Origin of the sequence: Streptomyces davaonensis JCM 4913 (assembly GCF_000349325.1) — a bacterium.
GTDB classification, from domain to species: domain Bacteria; phylum Actinomycetota; class Actinomycetes; order Streptomycetales; family Streptomycetaceae; genus Streptomyces; species Streptomyces davaonensis.
In genome coordinates this window covers 299,858-314,605 of record NC_020504.1, presented here as the reverse complement: position 1 = coordinate 314,605, position 14,748 = coordinate 299,858, and the positions used below count along the sequence as shown (strand labels likewise).

Here is a 14,748-nt window from a genome sequence, read left to right as displayed (position 1 = left end):
TGCCGCGTCCGTCCTTTCGCGCTCACGCAGCCCCCGCGCGGGGATGCGGAGTGAGCCACTCACTGTCCGTCCAGGTCACCCCGTCCGGGATCGGCCTCGCGTACCCGGCGTCGGTCTCGATCCGCAGCCGTACGCTCTCGTGCACGTTCGCACCGGAAGGGACGCGGCGGTGGCGGTAGACGAGCGCCGTCACCCTCGTCCGCTACGAGGACGGGCTCCTCGGCGCCTCGTATGGAAGCGTCCCGGCTGAGGCCCACGATGCCCTGTACCTGTCCGGATTCCAGAGCGTCCCGGATCAGGGCGCCTTTCTCCTGCCAGCCGAGTCCGGGCCCGTCGCCACAGCCGAGCGGATCTAGGTCCTCGCAAACCGGCTCGCCAAGGTCGGCATCGGGCTCAACTAATTAGACCACCTCATGGGACGCGATCCAGGGCCGCTTCCCACGCCGGGGCCGCACGCCCTTTCGGACAGTTGGAGGGCGTCAGATGGTGCCTCACGCACTCGCGCACAGGTCCACATCGGACTCGCACATCTGCGCAAAGTCTCTGCCGCGAAGGGCCTTCCACCTGTGACCACGCCCCGCCGACAGCTCACCGGAAGAGCTTCCCTGGCCTGCCGCGCCACTGATCTCTTCCTCAGTCACCTCGACAGGCGGCGCAAGCAGTTCCTTGGCCTGCCGCGCTCTTGATCTCCGCCGCGGTTGCTCGCAGCAGCAGTTCCTCGGGCGGATTTCATCCGGCCGGCGCCTCGCATGGGAGCAGGCCCAGGCGTTCGCGTGACCGGGCCAGGCGTGCTCGGCGATGGCCGCCATCGGTGGCACTTGAGGGCCTGGCGCACGAGTTCGTATGGCTTCACCGGGGCCTGGCCATCGGCGTGCAGGTAGTAGCCTTCCGCAACTCTCGGCGCGTCGGCTGACGCTGGCGGTACGAACGCCTGGAGGTGGATGGGTTTGGCCGTTGCGCGGCTCCTCGTCGCTGATCGGGATGACCTGGTTCTTGGTGAGCGGGTGGCCTTTGCCGGTCGGCGCGGTGGTGATCTCGCGGCCCTCCAGCTTGCGATACGTCCGCATCCCCACTCGGCCCTTGTCCTGCAGGTGGTACGGGTGGAAGCGGATGCCGCAATCCTCAGCGGCACCGACAATGTTGATCAACGTCGTGGTGTCGACTGAACCACTTTCCCGATGATCGCAGGCCAGAAGGCACTCATATGAGCCATTGGTCATGGCTGGGAGGGGGCCTCGGCCTCGCCCTGACGATGCCTGCCATCGACGCTCTTCAGCTCAGAGCCTTGAAGACGCCGGACCAGAAGGCTGAGTCGGCCGTGTACGGCTCCCATTCGATCATGAGCTCACGTATATCTGTGAGGGCGCTCGCGCGTACAGCGTCGTCGGTTGATTCCAGGGCGTTGCTCGACTCTGCGATCAGTCCGAGGAGGAGGGCCAGCGTGGGCAGGGCCTCGGCTGCGGGTCCTTGCCACCCGGCTGCGTGGTCCCAGCCGTTGGGGTCGTTGTGGGTGATGCTGCGGTCCGCCGCGTCGAGCATCAGGTGCTGGTCGTAGCGGGTAGCCACGGTGAAGCAGAAGTTGGTGGGCGGGGAGTCGTCGTCGGGGTAGCGTCTGCCGTAGATCTCATCGGCATCGAACGGTTCCATTGCGTCCTTGCCCCGCACGTGCCTCGTCTCGATCCCCACGATGCCGCGACGGACGGCGGGAAACCCACCGTGAGCAAATACTCCCTCGTCCCGGCATCGGTCAGTTCGGCCGGCAGAGCGGCCTCGTCGGGCCGCCACAGCGAGCCCATGCCCAGACGTTCCTCCAGCCACGCCGCGTCCGGTACCTGCGGTATGTCGTTGTTCTTCAACTGCTCGGCTCCCCGCGCGTTCTCATCATTCGATCACCGAGGGGCACAGTCAAGCGCATGGCCATCCGACCCTGTGCCAAGGAACTGCCGCAGGATCCGGAGCTGCCGGCGTCGCAGCGAGGGATGCCTTGGACAGCGATGAAGAATCCACGGCCGAGGCTCTCGGTAACCAAGGTGAAGGAGCGGTGCCGGGCCTCCTCGGCGTTCTGGTGAGTAGAGCTGCAAGTTGTTTCTGTGGGCAGGCAACGAGGCTGTGGAAGAGAAGCTTCCTGCCCGACGAAGACGTCGGCATGGCAGACGGCACAGTGAAGAACATCAAGGATGTCGAAACCGGCGACAAGGTTTTCGCTACCGGACGTGGACGGGGGCCGAGCTGTCCTCTTCGCCGGGGAGCTGTCGCCCGAGAACATCGTGATCAGCGAGACGGCTCCGGGCGCAGAGCCGCCGCCGCCGTCCCCAGATTGCTGATGAGCTGCTCGGCGCCGATCCCCTCCCGGTGACTGTAGGCGGCCTGGACCCCGTCAGGACGATGCAGGGCGCGGAAAGAACACCACGGTGGATCACGACCCAGGAATGTGGCGCCGCGTATGGCGGGAGCGGAAACACCTCGTCACGCGGCCGGGGCGCCCGCCCGCCCAACTCCAGAGCGGCGAGTGCCTCGGCGGCCGGCATCGCCAGGTAGCCGTCGCCCTCCACGCCGACACGGTGGTCCAGCCGGGCACGCGGCGAACTCGGATCCGGGTTCCGGCTGTCCGATGTGGACCGGCACCAGGCTGGAGGCGGAGCTGCTCATCGCCGCAGGCTACACCCCTCTCGGCGCCCCCGAACTCCTCGGACTGTTCGGGGACTTGGGCGAGACGGCATACCTTTTGGTTCAACGTTCGACATGCGCGGCCCGCAATCGCGCGGTGGTCGCTATGCAGGCAGGGTCGCACGAAGGCCGATTCCCGCGAGGATCCGTCGCGGGCGCGGTGGAGCAACTCTTCAAGTCGGCCTAATAGTTGAAGGTTCGCCCAATTCAAACCGCCTGGAAGGATGGCATATTTGCTGATATAGCTTGATTAACGGGTATACGGGAAACGTGGAAAGGAGGTGTACGGCATGCGTATGTACGAGCCTCCGACCCTGATCCTGGCGGGTTCCTTCAGGACCCTCACCGGTCTAGGCGGACGCGGTCCCAAGGACGTGCTCTTCCGGCACCAGCTCCTTTGAGGCCAACACATTCCGCACATCACTGGCGGGCCGGTGCAGCCGGCGTGCTGCGGTCCGGCCCGTCTGTCTCGCGCAGGAGGGCGGTGACGCGGCACGTCTCCACAACCGGCGCCGACATGGTTCGTGGTGCTCCCCGACTGCCGGCCGGCGTCCCCCATCGCGGCGGCCCTGCGGGACCGTACGCCCGAGCGGGTCGACGAGATCGACCATGCCTCCGGGCGTCCCTGGATTCTCGGTCACTGGCCCCAAGATGCCCTGACTCTCGGCGGGGCGGGCCGCAACCGCATCGCCGTCATCGGCCAGCACGCGGTCACGACGAAAGAGCTGTGGCGCGTCGCAATGGATCCCCACGCCCGGCTCGACGGCCTGGCCCGGAGCGCACCCGGCAGCGCCCACCTGATCGCCTCGGTCGACGGCAGGGTCCGGATACAGGGCACCGTGACATCGATGCGGCGCGTCTGCCACGTCCGCGTCAGAGGGATCACCGTGGCCGCCGACCACGCCGACGTACTGGCCCGGCTGGCCGATCTCCCCCTGGACGAGCCGTGCCTCGCGCTTCGCCTGCTGGAACCGTTCATCCTGCCGCCACTGACCCGGACTCCCGTCTGGCGCGGAGTGACCGAGGTGCCCGGCGGCAGCAGTCTGCTGATCGACGAGTCGGGACGGCCCCGGCACCTGCGCTGGTGGACTCCACCCGAGCCGGAGCTCCCGATGGCCGAGGGCGCACCCGCCCTGCGTGACGCGCTGGCGGCGGCGGTCGCGGTACGGACCGACCGCCACGGCACGGTCAGCTGTGACCTCGGCGGCCTGGACTCCACTGCCGTCTGCTGCCTCGCGGCCCACCGCACGCCCCGGGTGGCGGCCTGCACGATCGGCCTGCGCGACGCCCGCGGCGACGACGTCCCCTGGGCCGTGCGCACCGCGGCCGCGCTCGGCTCCATCGAGCACCACGTGATCCCGGCCACCGACGTGCCGCTCTTCTACGCGGGCGTGCACAACCTCGACGACCCGCTGGAGGAACCCACCTCGGGCGGGGAACGCGAGCGCGGACTCGTCACGGTCCGCCACGCCGCCGATCTGGGGTCCACGACCCACCTCACCGGAATGGGCGGCGACGAACTCCTGTACGGATCCCTCGCTCACCTGCACACCCTCGCACGGACCCGCCCCCGGCTCGCGGCACGCCTGATCCGCGGCTTCTGCGCCAAGTACCGCTGGCCCCGCGCGGCCGTGCTGCGCCAGCTCGCCGACCGCCGCCCGTACGGCGCCTGGCTGCTCGACGTCGCCGACCACCTCGTCGAGCCGCAGCCACCCCTGAACGACCCGCTGCTGGCCTGGGGCTTCACGCCCCGGCTGCCGCCCTGGACGACCCCGGACGCCGCAACAGCCGTACGGGACCTCGTCCGGGAGGCCGCACACACGGCGCTGCCGCTGGCCGGACGCCGCGGCCAGCACCGCGAGCTGGCCGCCATGCAGGCCGTGTCACGCGTGGCCGCCGAGGTGGAGGAGATGGGCGCCCGCATCGGGATGACCGTTGCGTCGCCGTACTACGACGACCGCGTCATCGAGGCCGGTCTCGCCGTGCGGCCCGAGGACCGCATCACCCCCTGGAGGTACAAGCCGCTGATCCAGGAGGCCATGCGCGGTGTCGTCCCCGAGGAGACCCGTGTACGGCAGACCAAGGCCACGGCCGACTGCGACGAGGCGCCGGGCCTGCGCCGCCACCGGGCAGCGCTGTTGGCCCTCTGGGAGGAATCCCGCCTCGCCCGCCTGGGTCTCATCGACGCCGACGCGGTGCGGGACGTCTGCGCCCGGCCGCTCGATCCTCGGCTGGGCGCAGACGTGCTGTACCAGACCGTCGCCTGCGAGACCTGGCTGCGCGCCATCGAGCGGCCGCTCACCGGCCTACCCAAGGAGCAGGAGGAGTCATGACTGTGAAACTGCGGGGCCACGTGTCCCTCGCGCCCACCGAGGACGGCGTCGCCCTCCTCGACGAGGACTCGGGGGACTACTGGGCGCTCAACCCCACCGGGGCCGTCGTGCTCCGCACCCTCCTGGACGGCGGTACGCCCGGCGAGGCCACACGGCAGATCGCCCAGGAGTACTCCGTCGACGCCGGCACCGCGCAGCACGACGTCGAGGAACTGGTCGCCGCCCTCCGGAGGGCCCGGCTGATCGAGACGACGCCCGGCGGGCCGCAGGGAGACGATCCGCGATGACGATGCAGGGCGCGGTCCTGCACGATCCTCGTTCCGTTCCCCTCCTCCAGCGGGTCGAGGCCCATGCCGCTGTGGGCGCGGCACGGCTGCTGGCCACCCGCTCGCCGCGCCGGATCCGCAGTGTCCTCTGCGTGGTCCGGCGCGGCGCCCGCCCCGCCGGACCGGCTGAGACGAAGAAGGCACGGGACACAGTGGTCGCGGTCAGCATCGCCTGCGGAGGGCCCGAGGGCTGCCTCACCCGGTCCCTGGCCACCGTGTTGCTGTGCCGACTCCACCGCCGCTGGCCCACCTGGTGCGTAGGGGTGCGCTTCACCTCGCCGTTCGGCGCACACGCGTGGGTGGAGACCGATGGCGTGGCCGTCGGCGAGGACTTCCCGCCCGGCTACTTCCGGACTCTCTTCACGGTCCCGTGAGAGGCGGGAGGCCGAGATCATGGCGCACGACGGGGAGCAGGCCGGACAGCCGACGGACAACCGGGCGGGCCTGAGGGACGTCCTGCGCCTGATGGGCCCGTACCGCCGCTGGGTGCTTGCGGCATGCGCGCTGACCCTCGCCGGAGCCGCGCTGGGTCTCGCCCAGCCCCTTCTGGTCCGACAGGTCATCGACACTGCGGGCACCGGCACCGTCTCCGCCGCCCTCGTCGGCGCGTTGGTCGCACTCTTTCTCGGCGAGGCAGTGGTGGAGACGGCCGCCCGCTATGTACTCGCCTGCACCAGCGAGCGGGTCACCCTCGGCCTGCGGGTCAGCCTGATCGGCCGGCTTCTTCGGCTGCGGATGCCGGTGTACGAACGTCACCGCACCGGGGATCTGATCTCGCGGCTCGGCACGGACGGCGTCGAGGTGCGCCGGCTGGTGGCCGACTCGTTCGCGGATGCCGTCACCGGTGTGGTGGGTGTGGCGGGCGCCGTGGCGCTCATGGTGTGGCTGGACCCGGTGCTCTTCCTGATCGTGCTCGTGCTCGTGACCGTGGGCGGTCTCGCGGTGGCGTCGGCCCTGCGCGGCCTGCGCAGGGCCTCGCTGCACCGGCAGACGTCGGTCGGTGCCATGGCCGCCGAGATGGAGCGGGCGCTCGGCGCGATCCGAACGGTACGCGCCAGCCGGGCCGAGCCGCGCGAGTGCGACCGGATCGCCGCCCAGGCCCGGGCCGCGTACACGGCGAGCCTGCGCATGGCCCGCCTCGAAGCGGTGATCGGCCCGGCGACCCGGCTCGCCGTCAACGGCTCGTTCCTGGTGGTCCTGCTGGTGGGCGGCCTCCGCGTGGCGCAGGGCAACGGTTCGGTCGCCGACCTCGTCGCCTTCCTGCTGTACATGACGTACCTGGTGATGCCGATCGACGCCGTCTTCCAGGCGATGAGCGCCCTCCAGCAGGGAAGCGGCGCCCTCCAGCGCATCAACGACGCCCTGCGCCTGCCCGTGGAACCCCCGGCCGCGGAGCCTGCCTCACCGCGGGCCGGAACCGGGGACTCGGTGCTGGAGTTCCAGGACGTGTGGTTCGGCTACGAGCCGGCCCGTCCGGTGCTGCGCGGGGTGTCCTTCTGTGTGCCGGCCCTGCACGCCACCGCGCTCGTCGGCCGGTCGGGCGCGGGCAAGTCGACGGTCTTCGCCCTCACCGAGCGGTTCTACGATCCCGACCGCGGCCGCATCCTGCTGGGCGGCGCCGACCTGCGCGCCATGGACCGCGCGGAGTCCCGCGGCCGCATGGCGCTGGTGGAGCAGGACGCGCCAGTGCTGTACGGCACGCTGCGGGAGAACCTGCTGTACGCCGCCCCGGAAGCCGGCGACGCAGACCTCCGCCGGGCCGTGGCACTGGCGGACCTCGACGCACTGGTGGACCGGCTCCCCGAAGGGCTGGACACCGATGTCGGCGAGCGCGGCGCCCGCATCTCCGGCGGGGAACGGCAGCGCGTCGCCATCGCCCGCGCACTGCTCGCCCGGCCCGCGCTGCTGCTCCTGGACGAGCCGACCTCCCAGCTGGACCCGATCAGCGAGGCGGCGCTGCGCCGGTCGGTGCGCCGGATCAGCCGCGAGTGCACCCTCCTGGTCATCGCCCACCGCTTTTCCACGGTCCAGGCCGCGGACCGGATCGTCGCCCTCGACGACGGCCGCGTCGTCGCCACCGGCACACACGACGAACTCCTCGCCGGCAGCGGTGCCTACCGGAGCCTCGCGCTGGCACACGGAGCCGCCGAGCGCGGCCGCACGCGCGCCGTGCCACCGCCGAACGGCCCGCTTCCACCTCCCCTGGCGTGATCCGCGGCAAGTAGTCAGGAGTCGTGTACGCGGATCAGGGCGGTACCGGAGGAACCGGCCCCGGACGGGGAGTCCGAGGCCGGCACGCCCTGCGTGGCGAGGCCCACTTCAAAGCCGATCGCCGTCGGGGACGTCGTCCTCGCCGACGCTGAGTCCGCGATCGCCCGCCACCTCCACGAGCACTACAACGTCGCCACTGTCAATCCCCTCGTAGTGTGGAGACGATCTATGCGGCCAGTCCCTCGGCCAGGGTGGCTCGGTACTCGCGTTCGTAGTCGATCGGGCTCTTGAACCCGCATACGCTGTGTAGCCGCCTGGTGTTGTAGAAGTCGGTGATCCAGGTGGCTATCCTGATCCGGGCCTCGGTGCGGGTGCGGAAGGTGTGTCGGTGGACGTACTCGACCTTGAGCACACTGTTGAACGCCTCGCTCACGGCATTATCGAAACAAGATCCGACTCTGCCCATGGACTGGGTCACGCCCAGGCGCCGACAGGCCCGGCGAAAGCGCCGCGAGCAGTACTCGCTGCCCCTGTCCGTGTGCATGATCACGCCGCGGACGTCGCCGCCCCGGGTGGCCGCGGCCATGTTGAGTGAGGCCACCACCAGCTCGGTGTCGTGACGGACGCCCATCGCGTAGCCGAGCAGCCGCCGGGAGAACAGATCGATGACGGTGGCGAGGTAGAGCTTGCCTTCGCCGGTGTCGATCCCGGTCATGTCGCCCGCCCAGACAAGGTCCGGTTCCTCGGCGGTGAAGTCCCGGCGCACGAAGTCCGGGGCCGCCGCCCGCTTCCCGGGCCGGGTCAGGCCCCGGCGCCTTCGGATCTTCCGTCCGGCCAGGCCGAGTTCGGCCATGAGCTTGGCGACGGTGTTCACCGACACCCGCCAGCCCCGGCGGATCAGCTCGATGAACACCTTGGGCGAGCCGTAGGTGCCGCCCGAGCCGCGGAAGATCTCCTCGATCTCCTCCGCCAGACGCTGCCGGCGCATCTCCCGCGCCGTGGGCGGGCGGTCGCGCCACTTGTAGAACCACGACTCCGACACCCCAAGTGCCCGGAATGCGGTGCGGTACGGAATCTTCTGCTCGGCCTTGCAGCTGCTGATCACCCCGACCGCCACGGCCGGGTCCGCGTCAGCTACTTCACCCACAAGGCCACGAATCGCTTGCACACATCACGCTCCATCTCCAGCTCGCGGATGCGCTTGTCCTTCTCCCTGGCCTCGGCCCGCAGCCGGTCCAGCTCCGCCCGCTCACTCTCCCGCAGCCGACCACCGGGCGACGCCTCGGCCACCGGCCGGTCCGACGACGGTGACCCGTTACGCCTCGCCCGCGACACCCAGCTGTGCAGTGTCCCGGAATGGATGCCCAGATCCGCGGCCACCTCCGGGATCGACTTCCCGGTCTCCATCACGATCCGTACCGCCCCCATCGCGGAACTCTGCATCGTAGAGGCGCTCCTTGGATGCCATGACCCCAACTATCCCTCCGGTCACGGTCTCCACAGTAGGAGGGGAACCTCACTCTGGTCGTGGCTGCGAACCGTGGAGAAGACGGCGACGTAGTAGGGGGGTTCAAAGGCCTCGACGGGTGTGACAGGTGCATCCAAGTGATTACTCATGACGTGACCGTAAGGCTCGGTCCGAGCCGGCATCCAGCGTCTTTCCTGAACGGGATCCATAAGGGATCCAACTCTTGACCGAAGCGGCCCCGGTTCGCCTCCGGCGCCCGGAACCGGCAACACACTCGTCCTTCACGGCCAGAGAGAGTGCCTGATGTGCGAGTTCTCGATGTGGGGCCCCGCAGCCAGGTTGGGCCTATGTGAGCGTCGAGTGTTGGGCCGCGATGGGAGCGTCTCGTCCACTGGAGTGGTGCATCGATGGCCCACTCGGTGATCTCGTTCCGGGGCGATGCGGTGAGTTCGGTGGGCAGGACTGTGTCGTCGGTTTCTGACTCGATCCCATCGAGGCGGGCCTTGGCCAGCAGGTCAAGTCCCCTGGAGCGGCGGGCTTCCGTCCCTTCGTCGTTCTGCTCTGCCGGGACGGCGTCGGCCAAGCGGAGCACGGCGGTGCGATCGGGGAAGATGCCGACCACGCCGGTGCGGCGACGGATCGCGTCCATGACTGGGCATCATCGCGCCCGTGTCTGGGCTTCGGGGCCGACGGGGGGACGGCAGGACGCTTTCGCCTGCGCTTCGTGACTGCTTCAGCCTGCCGGTCGGGAGGTGCGGGTGAAGGCGCGGCGGTACGAGCGCGGTGGAACTCCCCGGCGGCTCACGAACCGCTCGCGCAGCACGGACGCGCTGCCGTACCCGACTCTGCGGGCAACCTCCTCGACCGGCAGGTCGGTCGTCTCCAGCAGTTCCTCGGCCCGGCTCAGGCGCAGTTCCCGCAGCCAGGCGTGCGGTGTGGTGCCGGTGGCCGCGGTGAAGCGGCGTGCGAAGGACCGTTTGCTCATCACGGCACGCCGGGCCAACTCCGCTACCGGCAGCGGCTCGTGGAGGTGGTCGCGGGCCCAGGCGAGAACTTCGGCGAGGCGCTCGTCCTGACCATCCTCCGGGACGGGGGCGGCCAGGTACTGGGTCTGCCCTCCGTCGCGGTGCGAGGGCAACACCATGTCACGTGCGATGTGGTTGGCCATCGCGGCCCCGTGTTCGCGGCGCAGCAGGTGCAGGCAGAGGTCGAAGCCCGCGGCGGCTCCGGCACCCGTACTGATCCTGCCCTGGTCGAGGTACAGGGCGTCGGGTTCGACGGTGACGGCCGGATGGGTGCGGGCCAGGAGTTCGGCGAACCGCCAGTGAGTGGTGGCCCGTAGGCCGTCGAGGAGGCCGGCGGCGGCGAGCGTGAACGTGCCGACGCAGTGCGCGGCGATCAGTGCGCCGCGCTCGTGCGCGGCCCGGAGGGAATCGAGGACGGCGGGGGCCGGTGGCGTGCGGAAGTCGGCCCCTGGCAGCACGAGTACGAGGTCGGCGCCGGCCAGCCGGTCCAGTCCGTGCGTGATCGTGAGCGGCACGCCCACGTCGGTGGGGACGATACCCGGCCCCTCGCCGCACAGGGTGAAGTCGAAGCCGGGGGCCGCCTGCCCGTGCGGAGCGAACACCTCGGCGACGATGCCGACGGCGAGCATGCCGACTCCCGGCGGGGCGTAGGCGGCGACAGTCTTGAAGGGAAGCACACGCGGAGTCTGGCACATTTCCTGCGATCGATGGCATCCCTGCCACTCGTGCGGGTTCTCTCAACTCAAAAGGATGGGACCATGACAGACACGCAGCTCGGCCGCAGCGCCAAGTACCAGGTCCTGACCGTCGGTTACACCCTCTCCACCGGCCCCGGCGTGGCGGCAACCGTCTCCTACGTTTCCGATGCGGGCTGGCACGTGATCATCGATCCCGGCATGGTGGCGAGCCGCAATCGCATCCTTGGCCCACTCGCCGAACTGGGCCTGGGTGCTGACGACATCACCGACGTGGTGCTCAGTCACCACCACCCCGACAACATCATGAACGTGGGCCTGTTCGAACGGGCCCGGGTCCACGATCACAAGGCGATCTACGAGGCCGACCAGTGGACCGACCGGGACGCCGAGGGCTTCGAGCTCACCCCCTCGTTGCGGTTGATCCGCACGCCGGGACACAGCCCCGAGGACATCACGCTGCTCGCGGGCACAGACGCTGGCGTGGTGGCGTTCGTAGGCGATCTGTGGTGGCGCCCGGACGGTCCGGCCGAGGACCCGGTGGCCCCGGACCGTGAGGTGCTGCGGGCCTCCCGGCTCCGGGTACTCGCCGCTGCCGACCGGATCGTTCCCGGCCACGGCGCCGAGTTCATGGCGGACGACACGGCGCCCCGATGAACACACAGCCGAAGACGCCGTTCTACCTCTCCGTCACAACCTGCTGGACAGCGGGCAGTACGCCGCGACTGAGCGAGAGAACTCCTTGAGTCGGCTGTCCCGCTGGCCGAACGCGGGTGGGCCGTCGGCATGGCAGCCGGCTTTGGGCAGGTCGGGGAGACGACGGCCCACCCGTTCGCGAGCATGGCGTGTCAAACAGAGTCACGTCACTGCCCGGCCTTGAAGGTGTGCCCGCGGATGGTGCCCACCTCAACTGTGCCTACCGCCGTACGCCCAGGTCATGAGCTTGTTCTATAAGAACCAGGGGACAAGGAGCCAGGCCCTTCGTTCCCGCTGCGCAGGCCTTGGCCGATCGCCACCATAGAGATGACCGGCTCCCTGCTCACCCGCAGCGAAGGCACCATCGGCGAGCTGGCACTCCTGCTCACCGACGCCGCAGTGTCCGCGATCGAGTCCGGCGAGGAAGCCATTAACCATCGGACCCTGCTGCTCGCGCCCTATACCGGGCCCAGTGAACGGCGCTGGCTGTTCGAGCGCGAGCTGACGTGAGCGCCGCCCGGCGCTGGCCCCTGCACCCCCAGCCCGCCCCGCTAGAAGCCCTCTCGTCGTGGCTGAACAGACTGGTCCAGCTGTACGAGATGCCGGTGACCGACCTGCTCAAGCACAACCTCGGCCTCGTCGACCTGGCGGTCCCGGCCGACCTCGGCGTCGACCCGCCACTCGCCATGGTCACCGCACTCGCCGAGCGGACCGGTGTGCCCCTCGTCCGGCTGCGTTCGATGACGCTGGGCGGCTGGGTGCCCTGGCTCTTCGACATGCTCCCCGTGCCCATCCAGGACGCGCGGACGGTCTTCGACACGTACGTACGGGACAACTCCGTGGCCCAGGGCGAACCGGTCCGGCTTCTCGTCGTTGGTCAGGTTCCCGTTCACCGGGGTGAGCGCCCGACGGCGAGCCGGCCCGGTGCGTGGACGCGGGGCCGGCTCCTGGTGTCAGTGGGGCGTGACCGTGCCTGCTGGCTGATCACTTCGCCTGGGAGAGCGAGACCGCGTCGGGGCCGGCGGGGAATCGCAGCTGGCCGGTCGTGTCGTGCACGGCTCGCCACACTGTCTCGGCGACGTCGCTCTCCTTGGTGAACAGGTCCTGGCCCGTGAAGTCGCCCATGGCCTTCTGCGCCCATGCCGCGTAGGGCGCCGGGACCAGCTCGTCCAGCGAGGCGCCCTTCGTCGCGTTGGCCGCGAAGTTCGTCGTCAGGCAGGCGCCCGGCTCGACCGTCTTGGCCTGCACACCGAAGGGCGCGAGCTCGAGCGCGAGGGATGCGGTGAACCCCTCGATGGCCATCTTGCTTGCCTTGTAGACGGCCGAGAGCGGCATGTGGCCCAGCACCACGCTGGAGGTCACGTTGACCACCACACCGGAGCCGCGCTCGCGGAACTGGGGCAGCACCGCCTGCGTCGTCGCCATCACGCCGAACGTGTTGGTTTCGAAGACTTCCCGCACCCGGGCCATGGGGGTGCCCTCGAACACGCTGATTGACGGGACGCCCGCGTTGTTGACCAGGACGTCGATGGGCCCGGCCGCCTCGAACGCGGCGGTGATGGTCTGGGGCTTGGTCACGTCGAGCTCGACGACGCGGAGCCGGCCGGACTCTGGCAGGACGCCCGCACGCGGAGTGCGCATCGTGGCGATGACGTTCCACCCCTGCGAGTGGAAGTACAGGGCGGTCTCCCGTCCGTATCCGGATGAGGCACCAGTGATCAGAACTGTCTTCATGCGGTGATCCTTGCGATGGAGTGGGATCCGCGGATGGACAGGCATTTTCCTGCCCCGCGGAAGAACGGCTGATCCCATTGAATCGCTCTGACCTGCTGGAATAGTAGAACTATCGTCGCATCGTCTTGCACGATCCTCCCTCATGGTCCGGCCGCTCAAGGAAGGACGCCTGCGGCGCTTCGCAGGCGGGCCACGTCCCGGCTCGGGGGTGCGCCGAACTGGCGGCGGTATTCGCGGCTGAACTGTGACGGGTTGTCGTAGCCGACGCGGTGGCCGACTCCGGTGACGTCGCCCGGGTGGGTGGCGAGCAGCAGCCGGGCCTCCTGGAGCCGGATCTGTTTCTGGAACTGGATGGGGCTCATCGCGGTCACCGCCTGGAAGTTGCGGTAGAAGGCGGAGACGCTCATCCCGGACAGCCGTGCCACGTCCTCGACCCGGAAGGCCTCGGCGTAGTGCTCGCGGATCCAGCGCACGGCCCGGGAGACGTGGCTGAGGCTGCTGTCGGCGAGGCCGAGTTGGCGGACTGTGGCGCCCTGGTCGCCGGTGATCAGGCGCCACAGGATCTCGCGTGTGACCAGCGGGGCCAGTACGGCGCGGTCGCGGGGCTCGTCGAGCAGGCGCAGCAGCCGGACCACCGCGTCGAGCAAGGCGGGCGGGGCGTCGCTGACGGCGATCCCCGACGGAGTGCCTCCGGCGGGGCGGGGGATGTCGCCGGGACCGGCTTGCAGCAGCAGTTCGGCGACAACCGGCGGTTCCAGCGTGAGGCCGAAGCCGAGGGCCGGCTGCTCGGGGTCGGCCTGGGTGAACTGTCCGGTGACGGGCAGGTCGACGGATGCGACCAGGTACTGCCCGGCGCCGTACGCGTAGACCCGGTCGCCCAGCGCGAGGCGTTTGGCGCCCTGGGCGATGACTGCGAGCACCGTGCCGGACATCGAGGGCTCCGGCGGATCCGGCCGGTCGACCTTGGAGATGAGGACGCCGTCGATGGCGGTGGTCCAGTCGGGCCGGGCGTGCCGGGCCAGCAGGGTGCGGAGCTCTTCGAGGTGCATGCGTCCATTGCAGCACTGTTCTGTGCTGCAATTCCCGTGCTCGCGAGGATCGTGCAAGTACCAGCGAGCATCGTTCTAACGTTTACGCAGGTCACGGCGATTGAATGGAATCACCTCACTCCACGACCGAGAAGAAGGCACTCAATGATTGCCACGTACGGCTTCAACGCCACCCTGACCGCCAGGCCCGGCATGGGCGACCGGCTGGTCGAGCTGCTGCTGACCGGCCTGCACGAGGGCAGCCCCGGCGCGAGCGAGTACTGCGTGGTCTACCTCGTCTCCCGTTCCGCGTCCGACCCCGACGTCGTCCACGTCACCGAGGGCTGGACCAGCGAGGAGGACCACCACCGGATCTTCGCCGGCGAGGCCGCCCAGGCCATCGTGGCGCAGATCGACGGACTGCTGGCCAAGGAGTCCGAATACACCGACTACGTGCCGGTCCGCGGCAAGGCCGCCTTCTGACCCGCCGAACACCCCACCCCCCAGCCCCTGCCGCCGCGGTGCCCGCCGAGGAGACTCCCTCCTCGCCCGACCGTCCCGCCAC

Annotated in this window: 17 protein-coding genes and 1 pseudogene; 10 read left to right on the top strand and 8 right to left on the bottom strand. The window is 69.7% G+C overall.

Annotated elements, in window-relative coordinates; all coding sequences use genetic code 11:
• Positions 1–22: 22 nt before the first annotated feature.
• A complete protein-coding gene (locus BN159_RS47375; RefSeq protein WP_269450980.1) occupies positions 23–145 on the bottom strand; it encodes a hypothetical protein in 123 nt (40 codons plus the stop codon).
• A gap of 802 nt (positions 146–947) precedes the next feature.
• Here BN159_RS47375 and BN159_RS45585 point away from each other — a divergent pair.
• On the top strand, positions 948–1,166 hold the full coding sequence (locus BN159_RS45585) for a hypothetical protein (protein ID WP_157901052.1): 219 nt from the start codon (positions 948–950) through the stop codon (positions 1,164–1,166).
• 106 nt (positions 1,167–1,272) lie between these two features.
• Here BN159_RS45585 and BN159_RS46785 read toward each other — a convergent pair whose 3' ends face one another.
• Positions 1,273–1,647 carry a hypothetical protein gene (locus BN159_RS46785; protein ID WP_231905555.1) on the bottom strand — a complete coding sequence of 125 codons (375 nt, stop codon included), beginning with the start codon at positions 1,645–1,647 and terminating at the stop codon, positions 1,273–1,275.
• 1,310 nt (positions 1,648–2,957) lie between these two features.
• On the opposite strand from BN159_RS46785, the gene BN159_RS47650 reads away from it, so the two are divergent.
• The 5 genes from BN159_RS47650 (at position 2,958) to BN159_RS01395 (ending at position 7,537) form a co-directional block, all read left to right on the top strand.
• On the top strand, positions 2,958–3,068 hold the full coding sequence (locus BN159_RS47650) for a keywimysin-related RiPP (RefSeq protein ID WP_015655085.1): 111 nt from the start codon (positions 2,958–2,960) through the stop codon (positions 3,066–3,068).
• A gap of 123 nt (positions 3,069–3,191) precedes the next feature.
• A complete protein-coding gene (locus tag BN159_RS01410) occupies positions 3,192–5,000 on the top strand; it encodes an asparagine synthase-related protein (protein ID WP_015655084.1) in 1,809 nt (602 codons plus the stop codon).
• Positions 4,997–5,287: a lasso peptide biosynthesis PqqD family chaperone gene (locus BN159_RS01405; protein WP_015655083.1), complete on the top strand. Its 291-nt coding sequence runs from the start codon at positions 4,997–4,999 to the stop codon at positions 5,285–5,287. Before BN159_RS01410 ends, BN159_RS01405 begins: the two co-directional genes overlap by 4 nt.
• Positions 5,284–5,700, top strand: coding sequence for a lasso peptide biosynthesis B2 protein (locus tag BN159_RS01400; protein ID WP_015655082.1), 417 nt, complete (start codon positions 5,284–5,286; stop codon positions 5,698–5,700). Before BN159_RS01405 ends, BN159_RS01400 begins: the two co-directional genes overlap by 4 nt.
• A gap of 19 nt (positions 5,701–5,719) precedes the next feature.
• Positions 5,720–7,537 carry an ABC transporter ATP-binding protein gene (locus BN159_RS01395; RefSeq protein WP_015655081.1) on the top strand — a complete coding sequence of 606 codons (1,818 nt, stop codon included), beginning with the start codon at positions 5,720–5,722 and terminating at the stop codon, positions 7,535–7,537.
• Positions 7,538–7,763: 226 nt separating this feature from the next.
• Here the strand turns inward: BN159_RS01395 and BN159_RS01390 are convergent, their stop codons facing one another.
• The 4 genes and pseudogenes from BN159_RS01390 to BN159_RS01380 all read right to left on the bottom strand — a co-directional run bounded on the left by BN159_RS01390 (position 7,764) and on the right by BN159_RS01380 (position 10,659).
• Positions 7,764–8,684, bottom strand: a complete 921-nt coding sequence (locus BN159_RS01390) for an IS3 family transposase (RefSeq protein ID WP_197541369.1) — start codon at positions 8,682–8,684, stop codon at positions 7,764–7,766.
• Positions 8,672–8,980: a transposase gene (locus BN159_RS01385; RefSeq protein ID WP_015655079.1), complete on the bottom strand. Its 309-nt coding sequence runs from the start codon at positions 8,978–8,980 to the stop codon at positions 8,672–8,674. The genes BN159_RS01390 and BN159_RS01385 overlap by 13 nt, the downstream gene beginning before the upstream one ends.
• Before the next feature lie 515 nt (positions 8,981–9,495).
• Positions 9,496–9,645, bottom strand: a pseudogene (locus tag BN159_RS46780) (transposase); the annotation flags it as partial.
• 93 nt (positions 9,646–9,738) lie between these two features.
• On the bottom strand, positions 9,739–10,659 hold the full coding sequence (locus tag BN159_RS01380) for a GlxA family transcriptional regulator (RefSeq protein ID WP_015655078.1): 921 nt from the start codon (positions 10,657–10,659) through the stop codon (positions 9,739–9,741).
• A 129-nt stretch (positions 10,660–10,788) separates the two neighbouring features.
• Here BN159_RS01380 and BN159_RS01375 point away from each other — a divergent pair, with 129 nt between their 5' ends.
• The 3 genes from BN159_RS01375 (at position 10,789) to BN159_RS47645 (ending at position 12,518) form a co-directional block, all read left to right on the top strand.
• The gene (locus BN159_RS01375; RefSeq protein WP_015655077.1) at positions 10,789–11,382 is read left to right on the top strand and encodes an MBL fold metallo-hydrolase; all 594 of its coding nucleotides are present in this window, start codon (positions 10,789–10,791) and stop codon (positions 11,380–11,382) included.
• A gap of 366 nt (positions 11,383–11,748) precedes the next feature.
• Positions 11,749–11,931, top strand: a complete 183-nt coding sequence (locus BN159_RS01370) for a hypothetical protein (protein ID WP_015655076.1) — start codon at positions 11,749–11,751, stop codon at positions 11,929–11,931.
• Entirely contained in the window at positions 11,928–12,518 is a 591-nt protein-coding gene (locus BN159_RS47645; protein ID WP_015655075.1) for a TniQ family protein, read from the top strand. The genes BN159_RS01370 and BN159_RS47645 overlap by 4 nt, the downstream gene beginning before the upstream one ends.
• Here BN159_RS47645 and BN159_RS01360 read toward each other — a convergent pair.
• Both BN159_RS01360 and BN159_RS01355 read right to left on the bottom strand, forming a co-directional pair.
• A complete protein-coding gene (locus BN159_RS01360; RefSeq protein ID WP_015655074.1) occupies positions 12,406–13,155 on the bottom strand; it encodes an SDR family oxidoreductase in 750 nt (249 codons plus the stop codon). The genes BN159_RS47645 and BN159_RS01360 overlap by 113 nt on opposite strands.
• A 155-nt stretch (positions 13,156–13,310) precedes the next feature.
• On the bottom strand, positions 13,311–14,204 hold the full coding sequence (locus tag BN159_RS01355; protein WP_015655073.1) for an AraC family transcriptional regulator: 894 nt from the start codon (positions 14,202–14,204) through the stop codon (positions 13,311–13,313).
• A 144-nt stretch (positions 14,205–14,348) separates the two neighbouring features.
• On the opposite strand from BN159_RS01355, the gene BN159_RS01350 reads away from it, so the two are divergent.
• Positions 14,349–14,666: a putative quinol monooxygenase gene (locus BN159_RS01350; protein WP_015655072.1), complete on the top strand. Its 318-nt coding sequence runs from the start codon at positions 14,349–14,351 to the stop codon at positions 14,664–14,666.
• Positions 14,667–14,748: the final 82 nt, after the last annotated feature.